16 protein-coding genes are annotated in these 18,877 nt (G+C 42.1%); 7 read left to right on the top strand and 9 right to left on the bottom strand.

Going from position 1 to position 18,877, the window contains the following annotated elements:
* Nucleotides 1-187 precede the first annotated feature (187 nt).
* Both IEY03_RS04310 and IEY03_RS04305 read left to right on the top strand, forming a co-directional pair.
* Nucleotides 188-1,069, top strand: coding sequence for an ABC transporter substrate-binding protein (locus tag IEY03_RS04310; RefSeq protein ID WP_188840128.1), 882 nt, complete (start codon nucleotides 188-190; stop codon nucleotides 1,067-1,069).
* Nucleotides 1,066-2,373 carry a GGDEF domain-containing protein gene (locus IEY03_RS04305; protein ID WP_188840127.1) on the top strand — a complete coding sequence of 436 codons (1,308 nt, stop codon included), beginning with the start codon at nucleotides 1,066-1,068 and terminating at the stop codon, nucleotides 2,371-2,373. Before IEY03_RS04310 ends, IEY03_RS04305 begins: the two co-directional genes overlap by 4 nt.
* Nucleotides 2,374-2,383: 10 nt before the next feature.
* On the opposite strand, the gene IEY03_RS04300 is transcribed toward IEY03_RS04305, so the two are convergent.
* Nucleotides 2,384-2,983, bottom strand: a complete 600-nt coding sequence (locus IEY03_RS04300; protein WP_188840126.1) for a hypothetical protein — start codon at nucleotides 2,981-2,983, stop codon at nucleotides 2,384-2,386.
* Nucleotides 2,984-3,161: 178 nt separating this feature from the next.
* Between IEY03_RS04300 and ubiD the strand changes: the two genes are divergently transcribed.
* The 4 genes from ubiD to IEY03_RS04280 all read left to right on the top strand — a co-directional run bounded on the left by ubiD (nucleotide 3,162) and on the right by IEY03_RS04280 (nucleotide 7,745).
* Nucleotides 3,162-4,643 carry a 4-hydroxy-3-polyprenylbenzoate decarboxylase gene (gene ubiD, locus IEY03_RS04295; protein WP_188840125.1) on the top strand — a complete coding sequence of 494 codons (1,482 nt, stop codon included), beginning with the start codon at nucleotides 3,162-3,164 and terminating at the stop codon, nucleotides 4,641-4,643.
* Nucleotides 4,644-4,724: 81 nt separating this feature from the next.
* Nucleotides 4,725-5,423, top strand: coding sequence for an NAD(P)H-flavin reductase (gene fre / locus IEY03_RS04290; protein ID WP_188840124.1), 699 nt, complete (start codon nucleotides 4,725-4,727; stop codon nucleotides 5,421-5,423).
* A 189-nt stretch (nucleotides 5,424-5,612) separates the two neighbouring features.
* The gene (locus tag IEY03_RS04285; protein WP_188840123.1) at nucleotides 5,613-7,151 is read left to right on the top strand and encodes a methyl-accepting chemotaxis protein; all 1,539 of its coding nucleotides are present in this window, start codon (nucleotides 5,613-5,615) and stop codon (nucleotides 7,149-7,151) included.
* Nucleotides 7,152-7,166: 15 nt separating this feature from the next.
* Nucleotides 7,167-7,745 carry a nucleoside triphosphate pyrophosphohydrolase family protein gene (locus IEY03_RS04280; protein ID WP_188840122.1) on the top strand — a complete coding sequence of 193 codons (579 nt, stop codon included), beginning with the start codon at nucleotides 7,167-7,169 and terminating at the stop codon, nucleotides 7,743-7,745.
* Between the two features lie 1,083 nt (nucleotides 7,746-8,828).
* On the opposite strand, the gene IEY03_RS04275 is transcribed toward IEY03_RS04280, so the two are convergent.
* From IEY03_RS04275 to uvrD, 3 genes are all read right to left on the bottom strand, one after another.
* Nucleotides 8,829-9,863, bottom strand: a complete 1,035-nt coding sequence (locus IEY03_RS04275) for a hypothetical protein (protein WP_188840121.1) — start codon at nucleotides 9,861-9,863, stop codon at nucleotides 8,829-8,831.
* Nucleotides 9,864-10,149: 286 nt separating this feature from the next.
* Nucleotides 10,150-11,010: a 4-hydroxybenzoate octaprenyltransferase gene (gene ubiA / locus IEY03_RS04270; RefSeq protein WP_188840431.1), complete on the bottom strand. Its 861-nt coding sequence runs from the start codon at nucleotides 11,008-11,010 to the stop codon at nucleotides 10,150-10,152.
* 9 nt (nucleotides 11,011-11,019) lie between these two features.
* A complete protein-coding gene (uvrD, locus tag IEY03_RS04265) occupies nucleotides 11,020-13,203 on the bottom strand; it encodes a DNA helicase II (protein ID WP_188840120.1) in 2,184 nt (727 codons plus the stop codon).
* 217 nt (nucleotides 13,204-13,420) lie between these two features.
* Here uvrD and IEY03_RS04260 point away from each other — a divergent pair, with 217 nt between their 5' ends.
* On the top strand, nucleotides 13,421-14,290 hold the full coding sequence (locus IEY03_RS04260; RefSeq protein ID WP_188840119.1) for a LysR family transcriptional regulator: 870 nt from the start codon (nucleotides 13,421-13,423) through the stop codon (nucleotides 14,288-14,290).
* A gap of 32 nt (nucleotides 14,291-14,322) precedes the next feature.
* Here the strand turns inward: IEY03_RS04260 and IEY03_RS04255 are convergent, their stop codons facing one another.
* From IEY03_RS04255 to udp, 5 genes are all read right to left on the bottom strand, one after another.
* Nucleotides 14,323-15,324 (bottom strand): NADH:flavin oxidoreductase, encoded by a 1,002-nt coding sequence (locus IEY03_RS04255; RefSeq protein WP_188840118.1) that lies wholly within the window; start codon nucleotides 15,322-15,324, stop codon nucleotides 14,323-14,325.
* Nucleotides 15,325-15,494: 170 nt separating this feature from the next.
* The gene (locus IEY03_RS04250; RefSeq protein ID WP_188840117.1) at nucleotides 15,495-16,433 is read right to left on the bottom strand and encodes an SPFH domain-containing protein; all 939 of its coding nucleotides are present in this window, start codon (nucleotides 16,431-16,433) and stop codon (nucleotides 15,495-15,497) included.
* The gene (locus tag IEY03_RS04245; protein ID WP_188840116.1) at nucleotides 16,433-17,371 is read right to left on the bottom strand and encodes an SPFH domain-containing protein; all 939 of its coding nucleotides are present in this window, start codon (nucleotides 17,369-17,371) and stop codon (nucleotides 16,433-16,435) included. Before IEY03_RS04245 ends, IEY03_RS04250 begins: the two co-directional genes overlap by 1 nt.
* Nucleotides 17,372-17,420: 49 nt before the next feature.
* Nucleotides 17,421-17,876, bottom strand: coding sequence for an NfeD family protein (locus IEY03_RS04240; protein ID WP_188840115.1), 456 nt, complete (start codon nucleotides 17,874-17,876; stop codon nucleotides 17,421-17,423).
* A gap of 198 nt (nucleotides 17,877-18,074) precedes the next feature.
* Entirely contained in the window at nucleotides 18,075-18,833 is a 759-nt protein-coding gene (gene udp, locus IEY03_RS04235) for a uridine phosphorylase (protein ID WP_188840114.1), read from the bottom strand.
* Between the last annotated feature and the right edge of the window lie 44 nt (nucleotides 18,834-18,877).

Here is an 18,877-nt window from a genome sequence, read left to right as displayed (position 1 = left end):
AGTTTTTTATCAACTTCTTAGCGAAATTGCATTTCAACCACTACACTTGAATCATGATAAATTTTAACCCAAGCCTATGAATTTAACTTTGCCAATCTGCTTTGTACTTTTGCTGCTTATTTCCGCCTGCCACCCTAACTCTAACGTTCAGGGTGATTGGCAGAAATCGCCTATTATAAAAATAGCGGTGTCTAAAACCCCCTTATCCTCGCCAATTTTCATTGCCGATGAAAAAGGTTTTTTTAAACAGCATGGACTGAATATCCAATTGATCAGAGAAGATGGCGGAGTTAAATGTTTTAACGAGCTCATGGCTGGCAATGTTGATTTTGCGACTACGTCTGAATCCGTAGTGATGTTTAATAGTTTCTATCGCACTGATTTTACTGTGCTTGCCAGCTTTGTTGAGTCTGATAATGACGTAAAACTACTCAGTCTATCTCCACAAAGATTTGATGATTTAGCGGCAATTTCTGGCGCAAAAGTGGGTATCGTAAAGAGCAGTGCGAGTGAATTTTTCTTCGATAGTTTGCTGATGCTTTACCACCAGCAAGATGCACAAATAGAAAGAGTCTACCTTAAGCCAAATCAAATGATAAATGCACTGCAGCAAAAGGAAGTTGATTTAATTTCTGCATGGGAGCCTCTCCCCTATCAGCTAGTAGATGAATCACCAACGGCTAGCCAAGTCATTAGTACTAAAGGACTTTACAATCTTTCGTTTAACTTAGTTGGGTTGAAAAATCATTCAATTAGCGTCAAAGATAAGCAAAGTATTCTGCAAGCGTTAAGTGACGCGGTTAATTTTATAAATGAAAAACCTGAAGACAGCCAATTGATAATCAGTCAACTGCTTAATATCGATAAGATTCAACTCAGTTATTTATGGCGTGATTATTCGTTTCGATTAACCCTAAGCAACACGTTAGTCTCCAGTTTACAATTACAGTCTCAATGGGCGATTGACAGACTTTTAGTCCCAAAAGACAATCGCATTGATATTAGACAAATACTAGATAGGCAGCTATTTGAGTCTGCAATGAATGAGCATATGGACGAGCATCAATGACCCTTGCAACTAGGCTTAAACTTACCGCAATACTGTGTGCATTATTAACGATTGCCGTTGGCCAAGCTTTGTATCAAGCACATAATTACCAACAAAAAATTTATAAGCAACTTAATCATTCCATGCAAATACAATTAAGCATTGATAGCTTAAGAAGCCAATTATGGATTTATGAAGAGTATAGCGATCAACTCAGCCTATCGGAACTCAATACCAGACAAGCTAATCTTGCCGTTGAATTATCTAAAAATGTTCAATGGCATAAAAAGCAGCAGCAAGTACTGGACAACCTAAATCGCCTCAATGCTAATATTCGGGCATTATTTAATACTCAAATACTCAGCAATACTGTCAATGCTTCCCGAGAGGAACAACTGACCTCGAGTCGATTACTGAAAGCAAAATACAGTATGAACATAGAAAAGATGACTGAAGATATGTTCAGACTTCACCAAATAACCATAGCCCAAGCAAAGCAAACTCAACAATCATTATTGATCTCTGTCTCTTTGGTGGTTTTATTGCTATCGATTCTGGTGACTTTGTGGTCTTCCATGACATTAATGCGCTTCAAACGCGGAATGCAATCCCTCAATGATGGTATGCGGACACTTGCCAGTGGTGATTTAGAGAGTCGTATCTCTTATGACATGAATGATGAATTTGCGGAAATGAGTAACAATTTTAATGATATGAAGGCCTCTTTGCAAAAAATAACCATTAAAAAAGAGGAACTGAAATTAGAAGTGGCAAGGCAAACCCAAAAACTACAAGAACAACAGGTTAAGCTCACCTATTTAGCCGAACACGATGAACTCACCTCTATTTATAACCGTCGCGCATTTATCAAGCAAATTGATATCGCTATCGCCCGCAATGCCAGACGAAATGAACAAGCTGCATTGCTGTTTATCGACTTAGATAAATTTAAAGTCATTAATGACACTTTAGGTCATCAAACCGGTGATGAAGTCCTAAAAGAAATCGCTTTACGGTTAAAATCTCATTTGCGAACGACAGACTTTGTTGGACGGTTTGGCGGAGATGAGTTTGTGATCTGGTTAGACTACATCAGTAACGAGCAAGACATCATCATCAAAGTAAAGCAAATTTTGTCAGTGATGCATCAAACGATTGAAATAAAAGGTAATACCTTAACCGTTGGGGCAAGTATTGGTGTAAGCCAATATCCACAGCATGGCGATAACAGCAACAGCCTTGTCACTGCTGCTGATGCCGCTATGTATATTGCCAAACATGATTTAAAACAAGACTATTTTTTATTCACAAAAATCAATTCATAGTCACAATACATTAGGGCTTTTGTTGCTCAACCGCTTTTACATAGGTTTCAGTCGACCAATCATATTGGTAAATCACTCCTTGCCACTCATACACCATCTTACCATTCTGTTGAAAGGCTTTAGCATTTTCAGGCAAAGAGCGAATATCGCTATCATATTGTAATGATGTGGTCGTTCTTTGCGGCGGTGCGACCACAACCGTAGGTTCAACATAAACCTCACGACGAGCATAATGGTTATCACGCCCATATCGATACGGGGAATAGCCATTATTGTACCAAGGATCTCGCCAGTCATTACCCCATCGATAACCACTGCTCCAACCTATGCCGACACTTGGCCCCCAATGATTATTCCATCCAGCTCCCCAACGCCAAGGATCACGGTAGCCATGTCGATTGTTATATTGATGCTTGTTGTAACGATCGTTGCTATAACGATCATAGTTATCATGGTCTCGATTATGATGACTAAGATTATTAGAAGTAGCATGATTGTTATTGCTAGCTTGATTAAGGTGCTCAAAACTCAAAGGTTGCTGCGCGACAGCAGGACAGAAACCACTGACAGCCAATAAAAGCGACATAACTGTTATCTTGTTAATCTTCATCAAACGCACCTCATCCTGCTATCTACATAGCTATGCAAATTACATCCTAATCCATAACCTTAGTTAGTTTACACCTTGAAACATCAATCGCACAGAGTGATAAATCAAATGGCTTAACCCCATATTAGAAAAATGCTATAGTGCGCGGCACATCAAATTGCACAAACAGGCGGTAGGTATGAGTTTCAAGGATTTACGTAGCTTCATAGACCATCTTGAAGCCAATGGTGAGCTAAAACGCATTAGCCACCCGGTTGACCCTCACCTTGAAATGACAGAAATAGCCGACAGAGTATTACGCTCTGGTGGGCCAGCCTTGCTGTTTGAAAACCCTAAAAACAATAGCATGCCCGTACTGGTCAATTTATTTGGCACCCCAAAGCGCGTCGCGATGGCATTAGGCAAAGATGATCCTTTGGCGCTTCGAGAAGTGGGTGAACTACTCGCTTTTTTAAAAGAGCCAGAACCACCTCGTGGCTTTAAAGATGCGATATCAAAAATCCCTATGTTTAAACAAGCGTTAAACATGCCGCCTAAAACTGTGCGCAATCCGCCCTGCCAAGAAGTGGTAAAAACAGGTGATGATGTTGATTTAACGTCACTACCGATCCAACACTGCTGGCCTGGCGACGTCGCGCCATTAGTCACATGGGGATTGACCATTACCAAAGGCCCGCGCCAGAAGCGTCAGAATCTCGGTATTTATCGTCAGCAATTACTGGGTAAAAACAAGCTCATCATGCGCTGGTTAGATCATCGAGGGGGAGCATTAGATTTTAAAGACTTTAAAGAAAAGCACCCAGGCGAAAACTACCCCGTTGTCGTGGCATTGGGCAGTGATCCTGTGACTATCCTTGGCGCTGTGACTCCTGTACCCGATGCTATGAGTGAATACGCTTTTGCAGGATTACTGCGCGGTGAGCGCACCGAAGTATGTAAAGCACTAAGCTGTGATTTAGAAGTGCCCGCAACCAGCGAAATCATCTTAGAGGGCTATATTGCCCCTGATGAAATGGCTGAAGAGGGCCCTTATGGCGATCATACCGGTTACTATAATGAAACCGATTCATTTCCCGTATTTACGGTGACTCACATCACCCACCGTAAAGATGCGATTTACCACAGCACCTATACAGGTCGTCCACCTGATGAACCTGCCATGTTAGGTGTGGCATTAAATGAAGTCTTTGTGCCTATTTTACGCAAACAATACCCAGAAATTATCGACTTCTACTTGCCGCCTGAAGGCTGCTCGTACCGCATGGCGATTATCTCCATTCGTAAGCAATATCCGGGGCATGCCAAGCGCGTCATGATGGGCGCATGGTCGTTTTTACGTCAATTTATGTACACCAAGTTTATTGTTGTCGTTGATGACGATGTGAACTGTCGCGACTGGCAAGATGTTATTTGGGCCATTACCACCAGAATGGATCCCACCCGTGACACTGTCATGATCGACAATACACCGATTGATTACTTAGACTTTGCTTCTCCTATAGCAGGCCTAGGTTCAAAAATGGGCTTAGATGCCACCAATAAGTGGGAAGGCGAAACCAATCGAGAATGGGGCACACCGATCGTAATGGATGATGCTGTGAAAGAAAAAGTGGATCAAATGTGGGATCAATTAGGTATTGATGGCCAACCGACACTGTAAAGAGTGACCTTGGTCACATAAAGACGTTATAATCATTCAAAGATTGAAAACCTAAAAAAGATAGGGCTTAAAGGACGTTAGATGAAAACCATTCGTTGTCAGATAGAAAAAATCACCCCGTTTAATGATGCCGTATTCCAAGTCATCCTTAAACCTGACACAGCTTTTGAATTTAAAGCGGGTCAGTATTTAAGTGTTGTTATGGGTGAGAAAGACAAACGTCCTTTTTCCATCGCTTGCGCGCCTAATGCCGATCAGATAGAACTGCATATCGGTGCAGCGGTAAGCGAAAGCTACCCAATGCAAGTGGTTGAGCGCCTAAGAAGCTCTACCCATATTGATATTGAAGCACCTGCGGGTGATGCCTATTTTCGCCATGATAGCGCCCGTCCACGTATTTTAATCGCTGGCGGCACAGGTTTTTCATATATTAAAAGTATTATTGAGCATCAAATTGCCATCGGCCAGACAATTAACACCACATTTTACTGGGGATGTCGTAACGAAGATGCTATGTATTACCAAAGCATTGCTCGTCAATGGCACGCGGATCATAAGTGGTTAGACTTTGTGCCTGTTATTGAGCAAACCGATGGCGATTGGGATGGTAAAACCGCCAATTTACTTGAGCAAATCAAACATGACTTTATCAGCCTTAAAGGATATGACATTTATATCGCTGGCCGTTTTGATATGGTTGGTGCGGCTCGTGAAGTGTTCCGTAATTTAGGTGTTGAAGAAGACCACCTGTTTGGTGATGCCTTCGCCTTTATCAAATAATCTTTATCATGTAAAAAAACCGACTAAATTAGTCGGTTTTTTTATGCCCCAAATTAAGTATCAAAATGTAACAAAACGTTGTTTCCCACAAAAGCACCGTGATAGTCATCAAATATTCATCTAAAATGAGATCTATATAAAAAGGATTAAACCCACAGCTTGCCTCAGTTAACATTTCAGGGAACCACAATGCGAAATAAACCCACGATAGACAAGGAAGTAGAGCTTAAAGCTGGTGATGAATTAGTTTCCATAACCGATACCCGTGGCATTATCACCTATGCAAATCCTGCTTTTATTCATATTTCAGGTTACACCGAAGCTGAATTAATTACCCACAACCACAATTTAGTGCGCCATCCTGATATGCCCGCAGAGGCATTTAAGGATTTATGGGACAAATTAAAAGCCGGTGAATCATGGCGAGGTATTGTTAAAAATCGCTGTAAAGATGGCAGCTACTATTGGGTGGATGCTTTTGTGTCGCCCTTATATGAGCAAGGCAGAATTACTGGCTATCAATCTGTTCGCATCAAAGCCAAGCCTGAGTACATTAAAAATGCCATCTCGCTTTATGCCCAAATAAAACAGGGTAAAAAATTAGCCTCGCCTTTAAGTTTCAAACAAAAACAACTCATTGGAATTGTGCTTATCATGGCAAGTGCACTGGCTATGGGCTTAACTGCAAATATATACGCCGCGATGGGACTATTAGCGTTAACCGCCTTATTAGCAGGATTATTTAACCAAGAATTATTCACTATTCCCGCGCACATCACTCGCTATCAAAGCCAATACGACTCTGTCAGCCGTTTAGTCTTTTGCGGTAATGACCATAGTTCGGTACTCGACTTTCAGATCAAAATGAATCAAGCCAAAATGCAGGGCGTGCTTGGCCGAGCCCAAGATCAAGGTAATAACCTTGATCATGTCGCCAATGAGCTAGTCTCAACGGCAAAACAGGCTAACCAAAGTATTGAGAAGCAAAAGGATCAAATTACCCAAATAGCGACCGCAATTGAAGAAATGAACGCCACGGTTGCCGAGATGGCGCAACATGCCTTATCAACATCTTCAAATGTTGAGCAAGTGCAAAGTGTCTGTGTTGATAACCTTAAAGCCATGAAAAACAGCCGTAAAAATATTGATGCCCTGACACAATCAGTCACTGAAGCAGCGCAAAGTACACACTTTTTAAATAAAGAAGCTGAAAATGTTTCTCAAGCTATGCTAGAAATTAATGGCATTGCAGAACAAACTAACCTATTGGCCTTAAATGCTGCTATTGAAGCGGCACGTGCAGGTGAACAAGGTAGAGGTTTTGCGGTAGTCGCTGATGAAGTAAGAGCCTTATCCAGTCGCACCCAACTGTCGACGAATTTGATTTCAAAAAGCGTCCAGTCAATGCACACCATGTTGCATAACTGGTCTGCGCAAATGCAGCAAAGTAAACAACAAGCTGAATTATGTGTTGATGATATCGCTAATGTTGCGGAACAATTTGAGGCTGTCAATCGACAAATCATTGAAGTAAACATGTTTACCCAACAAAGCGCAGTTGCAGCAGAGCAACAAAGAGCCGTCACCAATGAGATGACTGAAAATATTCATCAAATAAGTGAATTAAGCCAAGGTAATGTTCATAACTTATCTGTGATACGATCAGCGGCTAACACCATTCAGCAACAAGCTGAAAAGGCCAAAGGCCTTAGAAAAACATTCGGATAAATTTAAAGGTTTAACATGCAACTCAGCCAATTATCACAACCCATTTATGATCATCTTTACCGCGATATTTTAGAGTTTAGAAGCACATTTGATTTACCGGTTGCTGACGAATCGAGTTTAGACGCACAAGCCGATGCTTTGCATACTTCGCTTATCATTGAAGAAATGACCGAGCTTGCTGAAGCTGACAGTCGTATTGAACAAGCCGATGCCATCGTCGATTCGGTCTATGTGCTAATGGGCCGTTTAGTTCACTTAGGTGCAACTCAGGTCTGTGATCGCCTCGAAATTAGCTACCTTATTGATTTGTTATTAAACGTGGCCAAAAATCGTCAAATTGACTTTATTACCTGTTGGGACGAAGTGCATTCAAGCAACATGAGTAAAGTCTGTCGCAATGAACAAGAGCTAAACGAAACCATCGCCCACTACGCCAAGCAAGGTGTGGAAATAGTGGGCAGCATGAAAGGCGAATTTATCATTGCCAAGTGCGCTAAAGATGTTGAAATGGAAGGAAAAGTGGTTCGTCAAGGTAAGGTATTAAAATCGGTTTACTATCGCCCAGCAGATCTAACGCCGCTGGTTAAGGATTAAGACGTACAGCGGGTGTTTAGTAAAGCACACCTACTTTAACATGGCAAAATAGCCAAATAAATTGCGCTTATCCTATTCACTGTAAGCGCATTTTTTGTGTTTAATTTACAAAGATAATAGCGTTTCCCCTGAGACCGCTATAGTTCACATTAAATGTCTCAACGACAACCACTCTGGTGAGTGTCACGAGTCCAATACCGCATCGGTATTTATTGCCTGCTGCAGGCTTATATGTAGATGATCTAGCGAGACGCCGGTTCTTGGTTTTAAAATCAGCATCCATGTGGGTTTAACCAAAACCAATAAAACCCTTATTAAACAGCCAATTTGGTATCCACGCCCCTCGCTCAAAAATATTTCACTTAGTGAAACTTCGCCCTGTTTTGGATACCCGCTGGGTCATCTGCACAGCCATTTTTGCCTCTTCGATTTAGCTTTATTGATACACAAAGAGCTAACTCGGAACAGAACAGAAACGTGTTAGCTTTATATTTCAAAGGACTGAAAGCGTCAGGCTGAGATAAGATCGCACTAAGAGAACCTTATATGTGTTTGCCTGCTGTTGTTACTAAGAACACGATGACTTGATAGCCAGGAATTAAATCAAATTTTTGAATTTGTTGATAAATTATTATTTCAACAAAATAGATTAGGCTCACCTATTGAATAGCGGGAGGCTCATATCTGTTATATGCACAAACCACAATACACTTTAGTTGCCGGTTAGATTAGCTTTACGTCGTTTAAATGCCATAAAAACAATATCTAAAACAGCAATAAAAAGAATACCTAAACAAATAAAGTTAGTAGCAGATACAATAAAACTGGACACATTAGTTGCAAATAAATTCACCCAAAACAGCCCTAAAATTGGGATTATCAATGTTAAACCAATTAAATATTTAAATTTCATAACAGCCTATTTTTTTAAACACAAAAGTTAAGTATAAACCAAAACTATTAGTGGAATCCTGCGATGTTACTCCAAACGGAGTTTGGAAATTCTGAAATGCAATCAAATCGAAAAGATAGAATACCCCAGTGCAGATACAGCTAAGGATATCGAAAACAACGACACCTTCGTTAAGCGGCGACGACAGTATGGCTAGCTTCAATTCGGCTAGCTTCAATCGCCGCAATGACATCTTCTGGCTTATCAACACTCAAATGAATCTCGCTCATAGGCTCGGGTAATTGCCCCATTCCGCCGTGGTAAATCACTGGTTTATTTAACACTAAACTGACATGACTCTGCCCTCGGCCAATTGAAAGCACAGCATCATCATCTTTATGGACGACAGAAGCCTGTTGCTGATTCACCTGTGAAATATCACAGCTATCAATCACCATAAATCCCCATAAACCATTATTGATAACCAATTTGTTACGCAGGAAATACAGCGAATAATGACGCGATATACGATGATTGGCGACAATTGCCATTAAGGTATAAGAGATAAACGAGGCGACAATAATGGCGATTATCTCGCTCCATGACTGCAATAACATATAACTCATTGTCGATGCCCCAATACAGCCAAGTACCATCAGCCAAACGTGCCAGCGACGAGCACTTAACAGGTTAATGTGCGCTATCGTTGCCGGATGTTGGCGCGAAAACCAAGGTATTGAGTAATACCAATTGGTCGCTTCACTGGCCAAAATCAATGCCACTGTTAAGGTTTTTTCTGCACCCTCATTATAGGTTTCAACCGCGCCCACCCGCGGATCGCCTTTTAGGGTGCGCGCCTTAAGCAAACCACGAATAACGCTAATGACCAAATACAGCTCAATAAGCAAAAGTACCGCAATTATGGGGTAACGTAACCACATGACAAACTCAAAATAATGACTCAGTTCTGCGGGATAACTTAATCTGGCGACCAAACTGCTTAAACTGAAAATCATAATCAGCTTCCACAATTTTTGCTGGCCAATTTTGATAATGCAGTACCAGTAGCCGATGGGAAGCAGTATAAAATAGACCGCCGAAATTCCGCCAAGCAACCATTTATCTGCAGCTGTATTCAAAGTATCTGGGGTAAAGCTGACTCCCAACCAAAAACAAATCAGTGCCAAGCTTAAAAACAATAAACGAAATTTTACCTTTGAACGCATCAAACATTCCTTGTCGATTAAGATATAAAGAAAACTCACCTTAGTGGGCGATAGCAAACACTGTGAATTAAGTTCAATTTATCTCATTGCTTAAACTGAACTGGCTCTCTTAAAGTCAAACCAGCATAAAGAGAAACAAATGATTAACAAACCCAAATTTGTCAGTAAATGTATTTGCTAGATTACAAAGAGCAAAAAGCCGCGATTAAACGGCTTTTAGGGTGATAACATCTCAGGTGCGGTTAGCAGTTAGCAGTTAGCAGTTAGCAGTTAGCAGTTAGCAAGATTAAACCAAGTAGTCTGCACTTAAGGCGACAAACAGCACAAAACCTGCCCAGTTATTATTTAAAAATGCTTTAAAGCATGGGGCGCGTTCACGGCCAAATATTAGCCATTGTTGATAACAGCTAAAGCCAATGAAAGTGATAATACCCAAACCATACACTAAGCCACGTTCGGCTGATAAGCCCGCCATAATAAAACATCCCAGGGCGGCAAGCTGAAATAGGCCAATCCATTGTCTATCATAGCGGCCAAATAATATGGCGGTCGATTTAATGCCCACTTTGACATCATCATCTCTATCGACCATGGCATACATGGTGTCGTAAGCCACTGTCCAACACCAATTGGCGGCAAATAACCACCACGCTTCAACCGGAACGCTGCCTAGCTGTGCTGCATAAGCCATTGGAATAGACCAACTCCACACTATGCCTAAAAACATCTGCGGCATGTTAGTGACCCGTTTCATAAACGGATAGATCACAGTTAAAATAATGCCGACAACGGAAAGTTGCACCACTAAGATATTTAACAATAGCACTAAAGAGAATGCGGCAAGACCCAGCAGCACAAACAGCATAAGGGCTTCTTTTACCGTTACTTCGCCTGACGCCAAGGGCCTATTTTGAGTCCGCTCGACATGGGCATCTAACTTACGATCGGCAAAATCATTAATGATGCAACCGCACGCACGCATGATCACTACACCAACAACAAAAATCAGCAGCACCTTGATATCGGGCATTCCCTTTGCAGCCAGTAGTAATGCCATCAAACATGGCCACAACAGCAACAAAGTGCCGATAGGTCGATCGATACGCATTAAGCGGGCATAAGCATGCAGTTTTTGTTTCACCCTAATCTCCTTTACTTAACACGCTTCCAGCTTTGCTAGGCTAACGAGCAACCACTTACTGCCAAAATCACGAAAGTTAACTTGTACGCGGGCTTTTTCACCTGTGCCTTCAAAGTTAGTCACAACACCTTCGGCAAACTTAAAGTGTTTTACCTTTTGACCAACGCTGAATCCGGTCGTGTTTGCTGATGACTGACTAAAAGCAGGACTTGCCCCACGCGCAGGAAAACGTTGACTGATAGAAGGGGATACCTGAGCACGTAAACGAATTTGTTCAACGTATTGTTCAGGGATTTCGTTAATAAATCGCGACGGACGCGCATAATCTTCACGGCCGTAAATACGACGAGACTCGGCATAACTGATGTACAGTTTTTGCATTGCCCGCGTCATACCAACATAACAAAGGCGGCGTTCTTCATCTAAACGATCGCCCTCATCTAATGCCATTTTACTTGGAAATATGCCCTCTTCCACACCCGACATAAATACCATTGGAAACTCTAACCCTTTCGCCGAATGTAGGGTCATGAGTTGCACCGCATCGGTAAAGGCATCGGCCTGCCCCTCACCCGCTTCTAATGCGGCATGGGATAAAAAGGCATTTAACTCGCCCATATCTTCAAGTTCTTCGGGGAGCTCAAAACTTTTAGCTGCTGTGACAAGCTCATTTAAGTTTTCAATGCGCGCCTGCGCTTTTTCACCTTTTTCGGCTTCATACATTGCCCGTAAACCAGATTGGTTAATGACGCTGTCTGTCATGCGATATAGCAACATGTCGGCGGTATCCGTTCGCATATGGATGACCAAATCCATAAAACCACGCACTGCATTTGCTGCGCGGCCAGCTAACACTTTTTCTTCTAACAAACGAAGGCTCGCCTGCCATAAGGTTAATTGCTGCTGTCTGGCGGTTGAACGAATAATCTCTAGGGTGCGATCGCCAATACCGCGGGTAGGCGTATTCACCACCCGCTCAAAGGCAGCATCATCATCTTTATTATTAATAAGACGCATATAACCCATGGCATCTTTAATTTCTTGGCGCTCGAAGAAGCGTAAGCCGCCATAGATTCGGTAAGCAAGCCCACGGTGTAACAAGGCTTCTTCTAATACCCGCGACTGAGCATTTGAACGATATAAAATGGCGCAATCGCTTAAGCTGCCACCTTTATCTTGCCAATCATTAATGCGACCAACGATAAACTTAGCTTCATCCATTTCATTAAAGGCACAATAAACTGAAATAGGCTCGCCATCTTTGTCTTCCGTCCACAATTTTTTGCCTAAACGATCGGGGTTATTGGCAATCAAATCGTTAGACGCTTTCAAAATATTGCCGGTGGAGCGATAGTTTTGCTCAAGACGAACGGTTTGTGCACCTGGGAAGTCTTTTAAGAAACGATGTAAATTTTCAATTTGCGCTCCACGCCAGCCATAAATAGACTGATCGTCATCACCCACAATCATCACATTAGCGCTGTTGCCCGCCAGTACGCGGATCCAAGCATATTGAATGGCGTTAGTATCTTGAAATTCGTCGACCAAAATGTGCCGAAAACGATCTTGGTAATGGGCTAAAATATGCGGTTTATTCAGCCATAACTCATGGGCTCTTAGTAAAATCTCAGCAAAATCCACTAGACCTGCGCGATCACATGACTCTTGATAGATCTTGTAGATATTGAGCAAATTTTGCTCGACAGGAAAACCACCAGCATCAATGTGTTTTGGTCTTAATCCCTGATCTTTTTTACCATTAATATAAGCCTGAGCTTGTCTTGGCGGATATTGTTTATCGTCTAGATTGAGGCTTTTTAAAATTCGCTTTAATAGTCTGAGCTGATCGTCTGAATCAATAATCTGGAAGCTTTGCGGCAAGTTAGCATCTTGAAAATGGGTACGTAAAATTCGATGAGCTAAACCATGGAAGGTGCCAATCCACATGCGTCCCATGTTACTGCCAACCACTTTTTCAACTCGCTCACGCATTTCTGCTGCCGCTTTGTTGGTAAAGGTTACCGCCAGAATAGAGTATGGACTTTGTTGTTCAACCTGCATTAACCAAGCAATACGATGGGTTAATACCCGCGTTTTACCGCTGCCTGCACCCGCTAACACCAACATGTTAGATAAAGGTGCACCTACGGCTTCACGTTGCTTGTCATTCAGGCCGTCTAATAATGATGATACGTCCATTTTTCCTCCCAGAAATCTGCACGCATTATAACGTCAAAATTACCCCAGATGCGATGATAGTCAGCGGATTTATGTGGCAATCAAGTATTGCTGTAAAGCAAATAGCTTTATTGCCTAAGTTTTACTCAATTAGCCATCGGCAAACAGGGCTTAAATTGACAAAAACCAGTCCGAAAACTACTATAATTCCTCATTTATGCGACTGGGTTGAACTAATTTGAATATCAATGATTTAGAGTTATTTATTTTAGTTGCCGAGCAAGGGAGTTTTGCCAAAGCCGCTGAGTCATTGAATACTCGCAGAGCCTTAGTCAGTCGCCGTATTGCCGAATTAGAAAAACAACTTGGCGCCTCATTGTTTACCCGCACCACCCGGGCAATGTCACTCACGCCTTCAGGTGAGTTATATTTAGAACAAGTTGCCCCGCTGCTCAAACAACTGAAAAACGCCTCTTTTGTTTTCAAAAATCGCTACAACGAAGTGCAAGGACGCGTTCGTATTGGTTTACTTCCCTTTGCCGACAAAATGCTCGATCAGCATATTGCTAGCTTTGTGCATAGTTACCCGCAAGTGCAGTTAGATATCACGGTGATTTCTGGGGGATTTAAAGATATTGCCCGTCTCGGTTTAGATTTCGTGATTGATATTAACCAACCGCATGACAGCCAATTTATCTCTAAAACCCTGCTCAGTTTTGAACGCAAAATTTACGCGAGCCCAACCTATTTAGAAAAATCGTCGGTGATTGAAACCATTGAAGATTTACAGTATCAATCGTTGCTCGGATTTCGAGTTACCAGCGGGTTAGTTGAAGACAAATGGACATTTCAACACACAGAAATAGCCGCTAATCACAAAGTTATCTGTAGTGATTACAACACATTATATAACCTCTGTTTAGGTGGAGCCGGTATCACCTTACTACCCGAAATTATTGTCCATAAATCAGTAGAAAATAAATTACTGGTGAATGTGCTTCCTGAGTTGAGCGCAGGTTTCAGTGACCTTAATTTGATTTACCCTTATGATGCAAACTTCTCGAGTGCGGCTAAAGTGTTAGTTGAACACCTTACAGGGTTAAACTAACCACGCTGTTATAACCCTCGCGATAATGCCCACTACTGATTTATACCGTTCATCATCACGTTTTCAGCAAATGCTTGTGGCCCTTTCAGAATGGCACGACCCACTGCCGCTAAATCAAGCCACTGATTCTCAATCGCCGTATCAATATAGTTAGCGGTTTCTATACCACCCACACCGATAATGCACGCCTGTAATCCTGCTTGCTTCAAGTAAGCGGCTTCTTCAACTAAGAAACCTTCACCGCGCCTTTCTTTCGGGCGATTCCAGCCCCCAATACCAGAAGAAACATCCAATATCACCACCCCTGCATCAATAAAATATTCACAGGATTCGACAATTTGCATCTGGGTAAGGCCTTGAGGATACAGGTCTTGCCCAGGCACTCTAACCATAATGGATAACTGGGTTTGCTGTTTAATTTGTTCGATAATTTCAACAATTAATCGTGCACGATTGCGCTGAGACCCCCCATATTGATCATCGCGTTGATTGGTCAAAGGTGATAAAAACTGGTTCAGGCCATAACCATGAGCGCAATGTAATTCAACAAAATCAAAGCCCGCTAGTTCAACCCGTTTGGCGGCATCTATAAATTGCTTTTTCAATACAGCAATATCATTTAGCGTCATCATTTTAGGAGTAGGTAAAATGCGATCATAGGCAGGAACCGTTATCCCTGATGGCCCCATTAGATCAGGGCAGACATCAAGTTGTGCCTTACCGCCGCAATGGGTTAATTGCAGTCCAGCTTTCGCACCTGCTTGATGAATAGCCTTAGCAATAGCCGTAATCCCAGCAATACAATCATCATCATGCACGCCTAGCTGATTAGGCTCACTGCGACCAGAAAACGCCACAAAACTATATTCAACCATAACCAGTCCCGCTTGGGATTGGGCTAAATTGGCATAATGGCGCAGTGTTTTATCGGTTACCTTGCCATCAAGTGTTGAAGTTTGCGAGGCCATTGGTGCGACAACTAAACGGTTTTTAAGTACATGCTTTGAGATGGTTAAGGATGAAAAGCGATTCATATCTGCATATCATTCAATTCATTTTTCAATATTGTAACTGACAAAATTCAAACAAATAAGCGGTTATCTTTGCTCATCTGGCGATAATATCTACCATGTTGTAAACCACAATTCACAAATTTAAAAAATGGGCCAGTATTCACTGACCCATTGTTATCAAAATATTTGAATTATTTTTTATCGTCTTTTAAGCCAATACTGTCCATCCAGTATTCAAAATTAACCAGGTTACCCGGTAATACAATACGGCTGCCAGGCTTGCTTAACCCATCAAGTTGCTTCATGTACTGCTCACCTAATTGCATCCTCAAAGCACTTTGACCACCTTCAGATGAAATCACCGAGGCTAACCGCTCAATCGATTCTGATGTGGCTTTCGCTAAGGTTAAAATCTCTTGGGCTTTACCTTCAGCCTCGTTAATGCGACGCTGCATTTCACCTTCAGAGCGGTTAATGGTTTCAGCCATGACACCTTCAGAGCGATTAATTTTACTTTGCTTATCACCTTCACTTTTAGCCAGTAATGCCCGGCGCTCACGCTCGGCGTTAACCTGCATTTCCATGGCATTTTTAACGGTTTCTGGCGGGGTAATATTCTTAATTTCATAACGATGAACTCGGATCCCCCAAATGGCTCCAGCCTCATCTAATACTTCCACAACCTTAGCTGAAATTAAATCCCGCTCTTCAAACGTGCGGTCTAAATCTAAGGTGCCAATCACAGAGCGCGTGGTCGTTTGGGCAAGCTGGATGGCGGCATAACGATAATCGGTAATGCCATAACTGGCTTTAACAGGGTCTGTCACCGAAATATAAATTACCCCATCCACTTCTACATTGACTTCATCGCTAGAGAAACACTCCTGTGGCGGCACATCAATGGTTTCTTCTTTTAAGTCATGAATGTAAGCCACTTTATCGACAAAGGGCACCAAAGCGTGAAAACCTGCATCTAATGTGCTGTGATATTTGCCTAATCGCTCAACAATGTAGGCTGATTTTGTCGGTACTAAACGAATAGATTGAAATAACTTCATCACAAAGATAGCAAAAATAATGCCCCAAATGGCCATTACTGCAATATCTGTATCTATGCCATTAATGATCATTAGCGAACTCCTTTTGCATTTGTCGATTGAGCGCCTGAAACAGCATGTGTTACTTGTTCCATACCTTCAAAAAAACCTTCCAGTTTTGCCATTTCTGCAGGCACAACAGACACTTCTGACTCGGCTAAAATCTTGCCAACTTGGCCAATAAATTGCTCTTTAAGTAACATGTTCATGGCATCATTTCCGCCATTGACGGTAAGCGCCTTACAGATCATTGCCATGCCTTCTGCTTTGGCATTAGCAATAATCGAGATTTCTTGTCCGGTACCAATCGCTTCATTAATGCGCTTTTGCTTTTGACCTTCAGATAAATTAATTGCCTCTTGACGCTCGCCCTGTGACATATTAATCATTGCCGCTTTCTCAGCATTGGCTAAGGTGATTTCAGCTCGTTTACGGCGCTCGGCTTCCATTTGTTTTTCAAGCGTATGAATAACATGGTGTGATGGGGTAATGTTTTTAATCTCATAACGCAACACCTTAATCCCCCATGGATCTGATGCTTTATCAATTTCACGTACAATAGATTCATTCAAGCTGTCACGCTCTGAAAATGTTTGCGATAAGGTCAACTTACCAATTTCCGAGCGCATGGTGGTTTGCGCTAAATTCACAGCGGCTTTACGATAATTTTCAATACCGTAGCTAGCAAGCTTGCCATCCATCACTTTTAAGTACACCAAGCCATCCACTTCTAACTGAGTATTATCTTTCGAAATACAACTTTGAGGTGGAACATCGAGCACTTCTTCACGGGTATCGTGGCGATACGCAACGCGATCGACAAACGGCACTAAAAAATGAAACCCTGGTTGCAACACGGTACGAAACTTACCTAAACGCTCAATGACATGCACTTCGCGCATAGGCACAATCAACATTAATTTATATAAAATAAAAATGATGAACAAAAATATTATGGTAAACATGAACATGCTCTATTCCTTTTGATTAAACATTAAGGTGGCCTAGTTTTGTAGCCTGCTACTCCAACAAAGGCTCGACCACTAATGCAATGTTATCCCGACATATAATTCTAACTTTGGTCCCCGATTTAATTTCGCTGCCATCCCCTAGTGCAGTCCAATCAGAGCCTAAACAACTAATACGTCCGGTTTGCTGACCTGGCCCGATAGTTTCCTTCACTATGGCTTGCTGATTATATAAATCTAACTCTTCATCGGTATTATCAACATGTGAATCGCCACCGACAAGTCGTTGGGTGACATGACGAAAACTTAACAGCAACACCATTGAAGATATGAACCACAGGGTCAAACTTTGAGCCATACCCTCTATCACTCCAAGCCCAAGCGCCGAAGCCACAATCAGACATGATGAGCCCAATAAAATAACAATACCGCCTGGGATGACAATTTCAGACAACATTAAAATAATGCCCAAACACACCCAAACCGTTATAGGATTTGCAAGCTCCATATTTCCCCCTGAAATAGAAATTTACACCCATTTAAAACACTAAACAGCAGTGCACAATAAATGACATATTATGTCAACCATACATGATAGGGGGAAAATTGCAAAGTGAATTTTTGCTTAACGAATATAAAACAAAACGCCCACCAGTTTGCACTGTTGGGCGTGATTTATTCGAGTATCGGTAAAACTAAACTGATATTAGCTCAGTAATTTTTTAGCTGCTGCAACAACGATAGATACCGCAACACCTTCGGTTTTCTTCATACTTGCTTCATCTGGGATCTCTTGCTGAGTGCGGTTTACAATCACACCCGCAACGCAGGCTGCACGCCAACCTTGTGTCGCACACATAGTAAATAAAGTTGCTGATTCCATTTCATAGTTCAGCACACCCATAGACTGCCATTCTTTCATTGAACCCACAAAGCGTTGAGTGATACGACCAGATACCGTGTCATAACGCTCTTGTCCTGGATAGAAAGTATCAGAAGAAGCAGTAATACCCACATGTGGTTCAAGACCTGCATCACGACATGCGGCAACCATAGCCGTTGTACAGTCAAAGTTAGCTGCAGCAGGAAACTCAAGTGGCGCAAAGTGCAAGCTGGCACCATCTAAACGCACTGATGCTTGGGTCACAATCACATCACCGACATTCACATTCGGTTGAATGGCACCGGTTGTCCCTACACGCAAGAATGTCGTTACGCCTAATTGTGCTAATTCTTCAACTGCGATAGACGTTGAAGGACCACCAATACCCGTTGAACAGACAACCACAGGCTTGCCATCTATGTAAGCTAAATAGCTAGTATATTCACGATGACTGGCAAGAAAAGTGGCACCGTCCATTAATTCGGCAATACGCTTCACACGCTCTGGATCGCCCGGCACAATCGCCAAAGTTGCGCCATCTAGCATTTTTTTGGTCAAACCTAAGTGGAATACGTCAGACATGCTGAACCCCTATATTATTTCTAAAATAAAACGCTGTGTTTCCT

The sequence above is a fragment of the Shewanella aestuarii genome, from assembly GCF_014647215.1.
Taxonomy (GTDB): domain Bacteria; phylum Pseudomonadota; class Gammaproteobacteria; order Enterobacterales; family Shewanellaceae; genus Shewanella; species Shewanella aestuarii.
Note: the sequence above shows the minus strand (reverse complement) of the source record. Positions and strands in the feature narration are given on the sequence as shown.

What these genes read in the sequence shown, in the direction of transcription:
- IEY03_RS04305 (WP_188840127.1), top strand. Translation starts at nt 1,066, where the DNA reads ATGACCCTTGCAACTAGGCTTAAACTTACCGCAATACTGTGTGCATTA.
- IEY03_RS04300 (WP_188840126.1), bottom strand. Translation starts at nt 2,983, where the DNA reads ATGAAGATTAACAAGATAACAGTTATGTCGCTTTTATTGGCTGTCAGT.
- ubiD (WP_188840125.1), top strand. Translation starts at nt 3,162, where the DNA reads ATGAGTTTCAAGGATTTACGTAGCTTCATAGACCATCTTGAAGCCAAT.
- fre (WP_188840124.1), top strand. Translation starts at nt 4,725, where the DNA reads ATGAAAACCATTCGTTGTCAGATAGAAAAAATCACCCCGTTTAATGAT.
- IEY03_RS04285 (WP_188840123.1), top strand. Translation starts at nt 5,613, where the DNA reads ATGCGAAATAAACCCACGATAGACAAGGAAGTAGAGCTTAAAGCTGGT.
- IEY03_RS04280 (WP_188840122.1), top strand. Translation starts at nt 7,167, where the DNA reads ATGCAACTCAGCCAATTATCACAACCCATTTATGATCATCTTTACCGC.
- IEY03_RS04275 (WP_188840121.1), bottom strand. Translation starts at nt 9,863, where the DNA reads ATGCGTTCAAAGGTAAAATTTCGTTTATTGTTTTTAAGCTTGGCACTG.
- uvrD (WP_188840120.1), bottom strand. Translation starts at nt 13,203, where the DNA reads ATGGACGTATCATCATTATTAGACGGCCTGAATGACAAGCAACGTGAA.
- IEY03_RS04255 (WP_188840118.1), bottom strand. Translation starts at nt 15,324, where the DNA reads ATGAATCGCTTTTCATCCTTAACCATCTCAAAGCATGTACTTAAAAAC.
- IEY03_RS04250 (WP_188840117.1), bottom strand. Translation starts at nt 16,433, where the DNA reads ATGATCATTAATGGCATAGATACAGATATTGCAGTAATGGCCATTTGG.
- IEY03_RS04245 (WP_188840116.1), bottom strand. Translation starts at nt 17,371, where the DNA reads ATGTTCATGTTTACCATAATATTTTTGTTCATCATTTTTATTTTATAT.
- IEY03_RS04240 (WP_188840115.1), bottom strand. Translation starts at nt 17,876, where the DNA reads ATGGAGCTTGCAAATCCTATAACGGTTTGGGTGTGTTTGGGCATTATT.
- udp (WP_188840114.1), bottom strand. Translation starts at nt 18,833, where the DNA reads ATGTCTGACGTATTCCACTTAGGTTTGACCAAAAAAATGCTAGATGGC.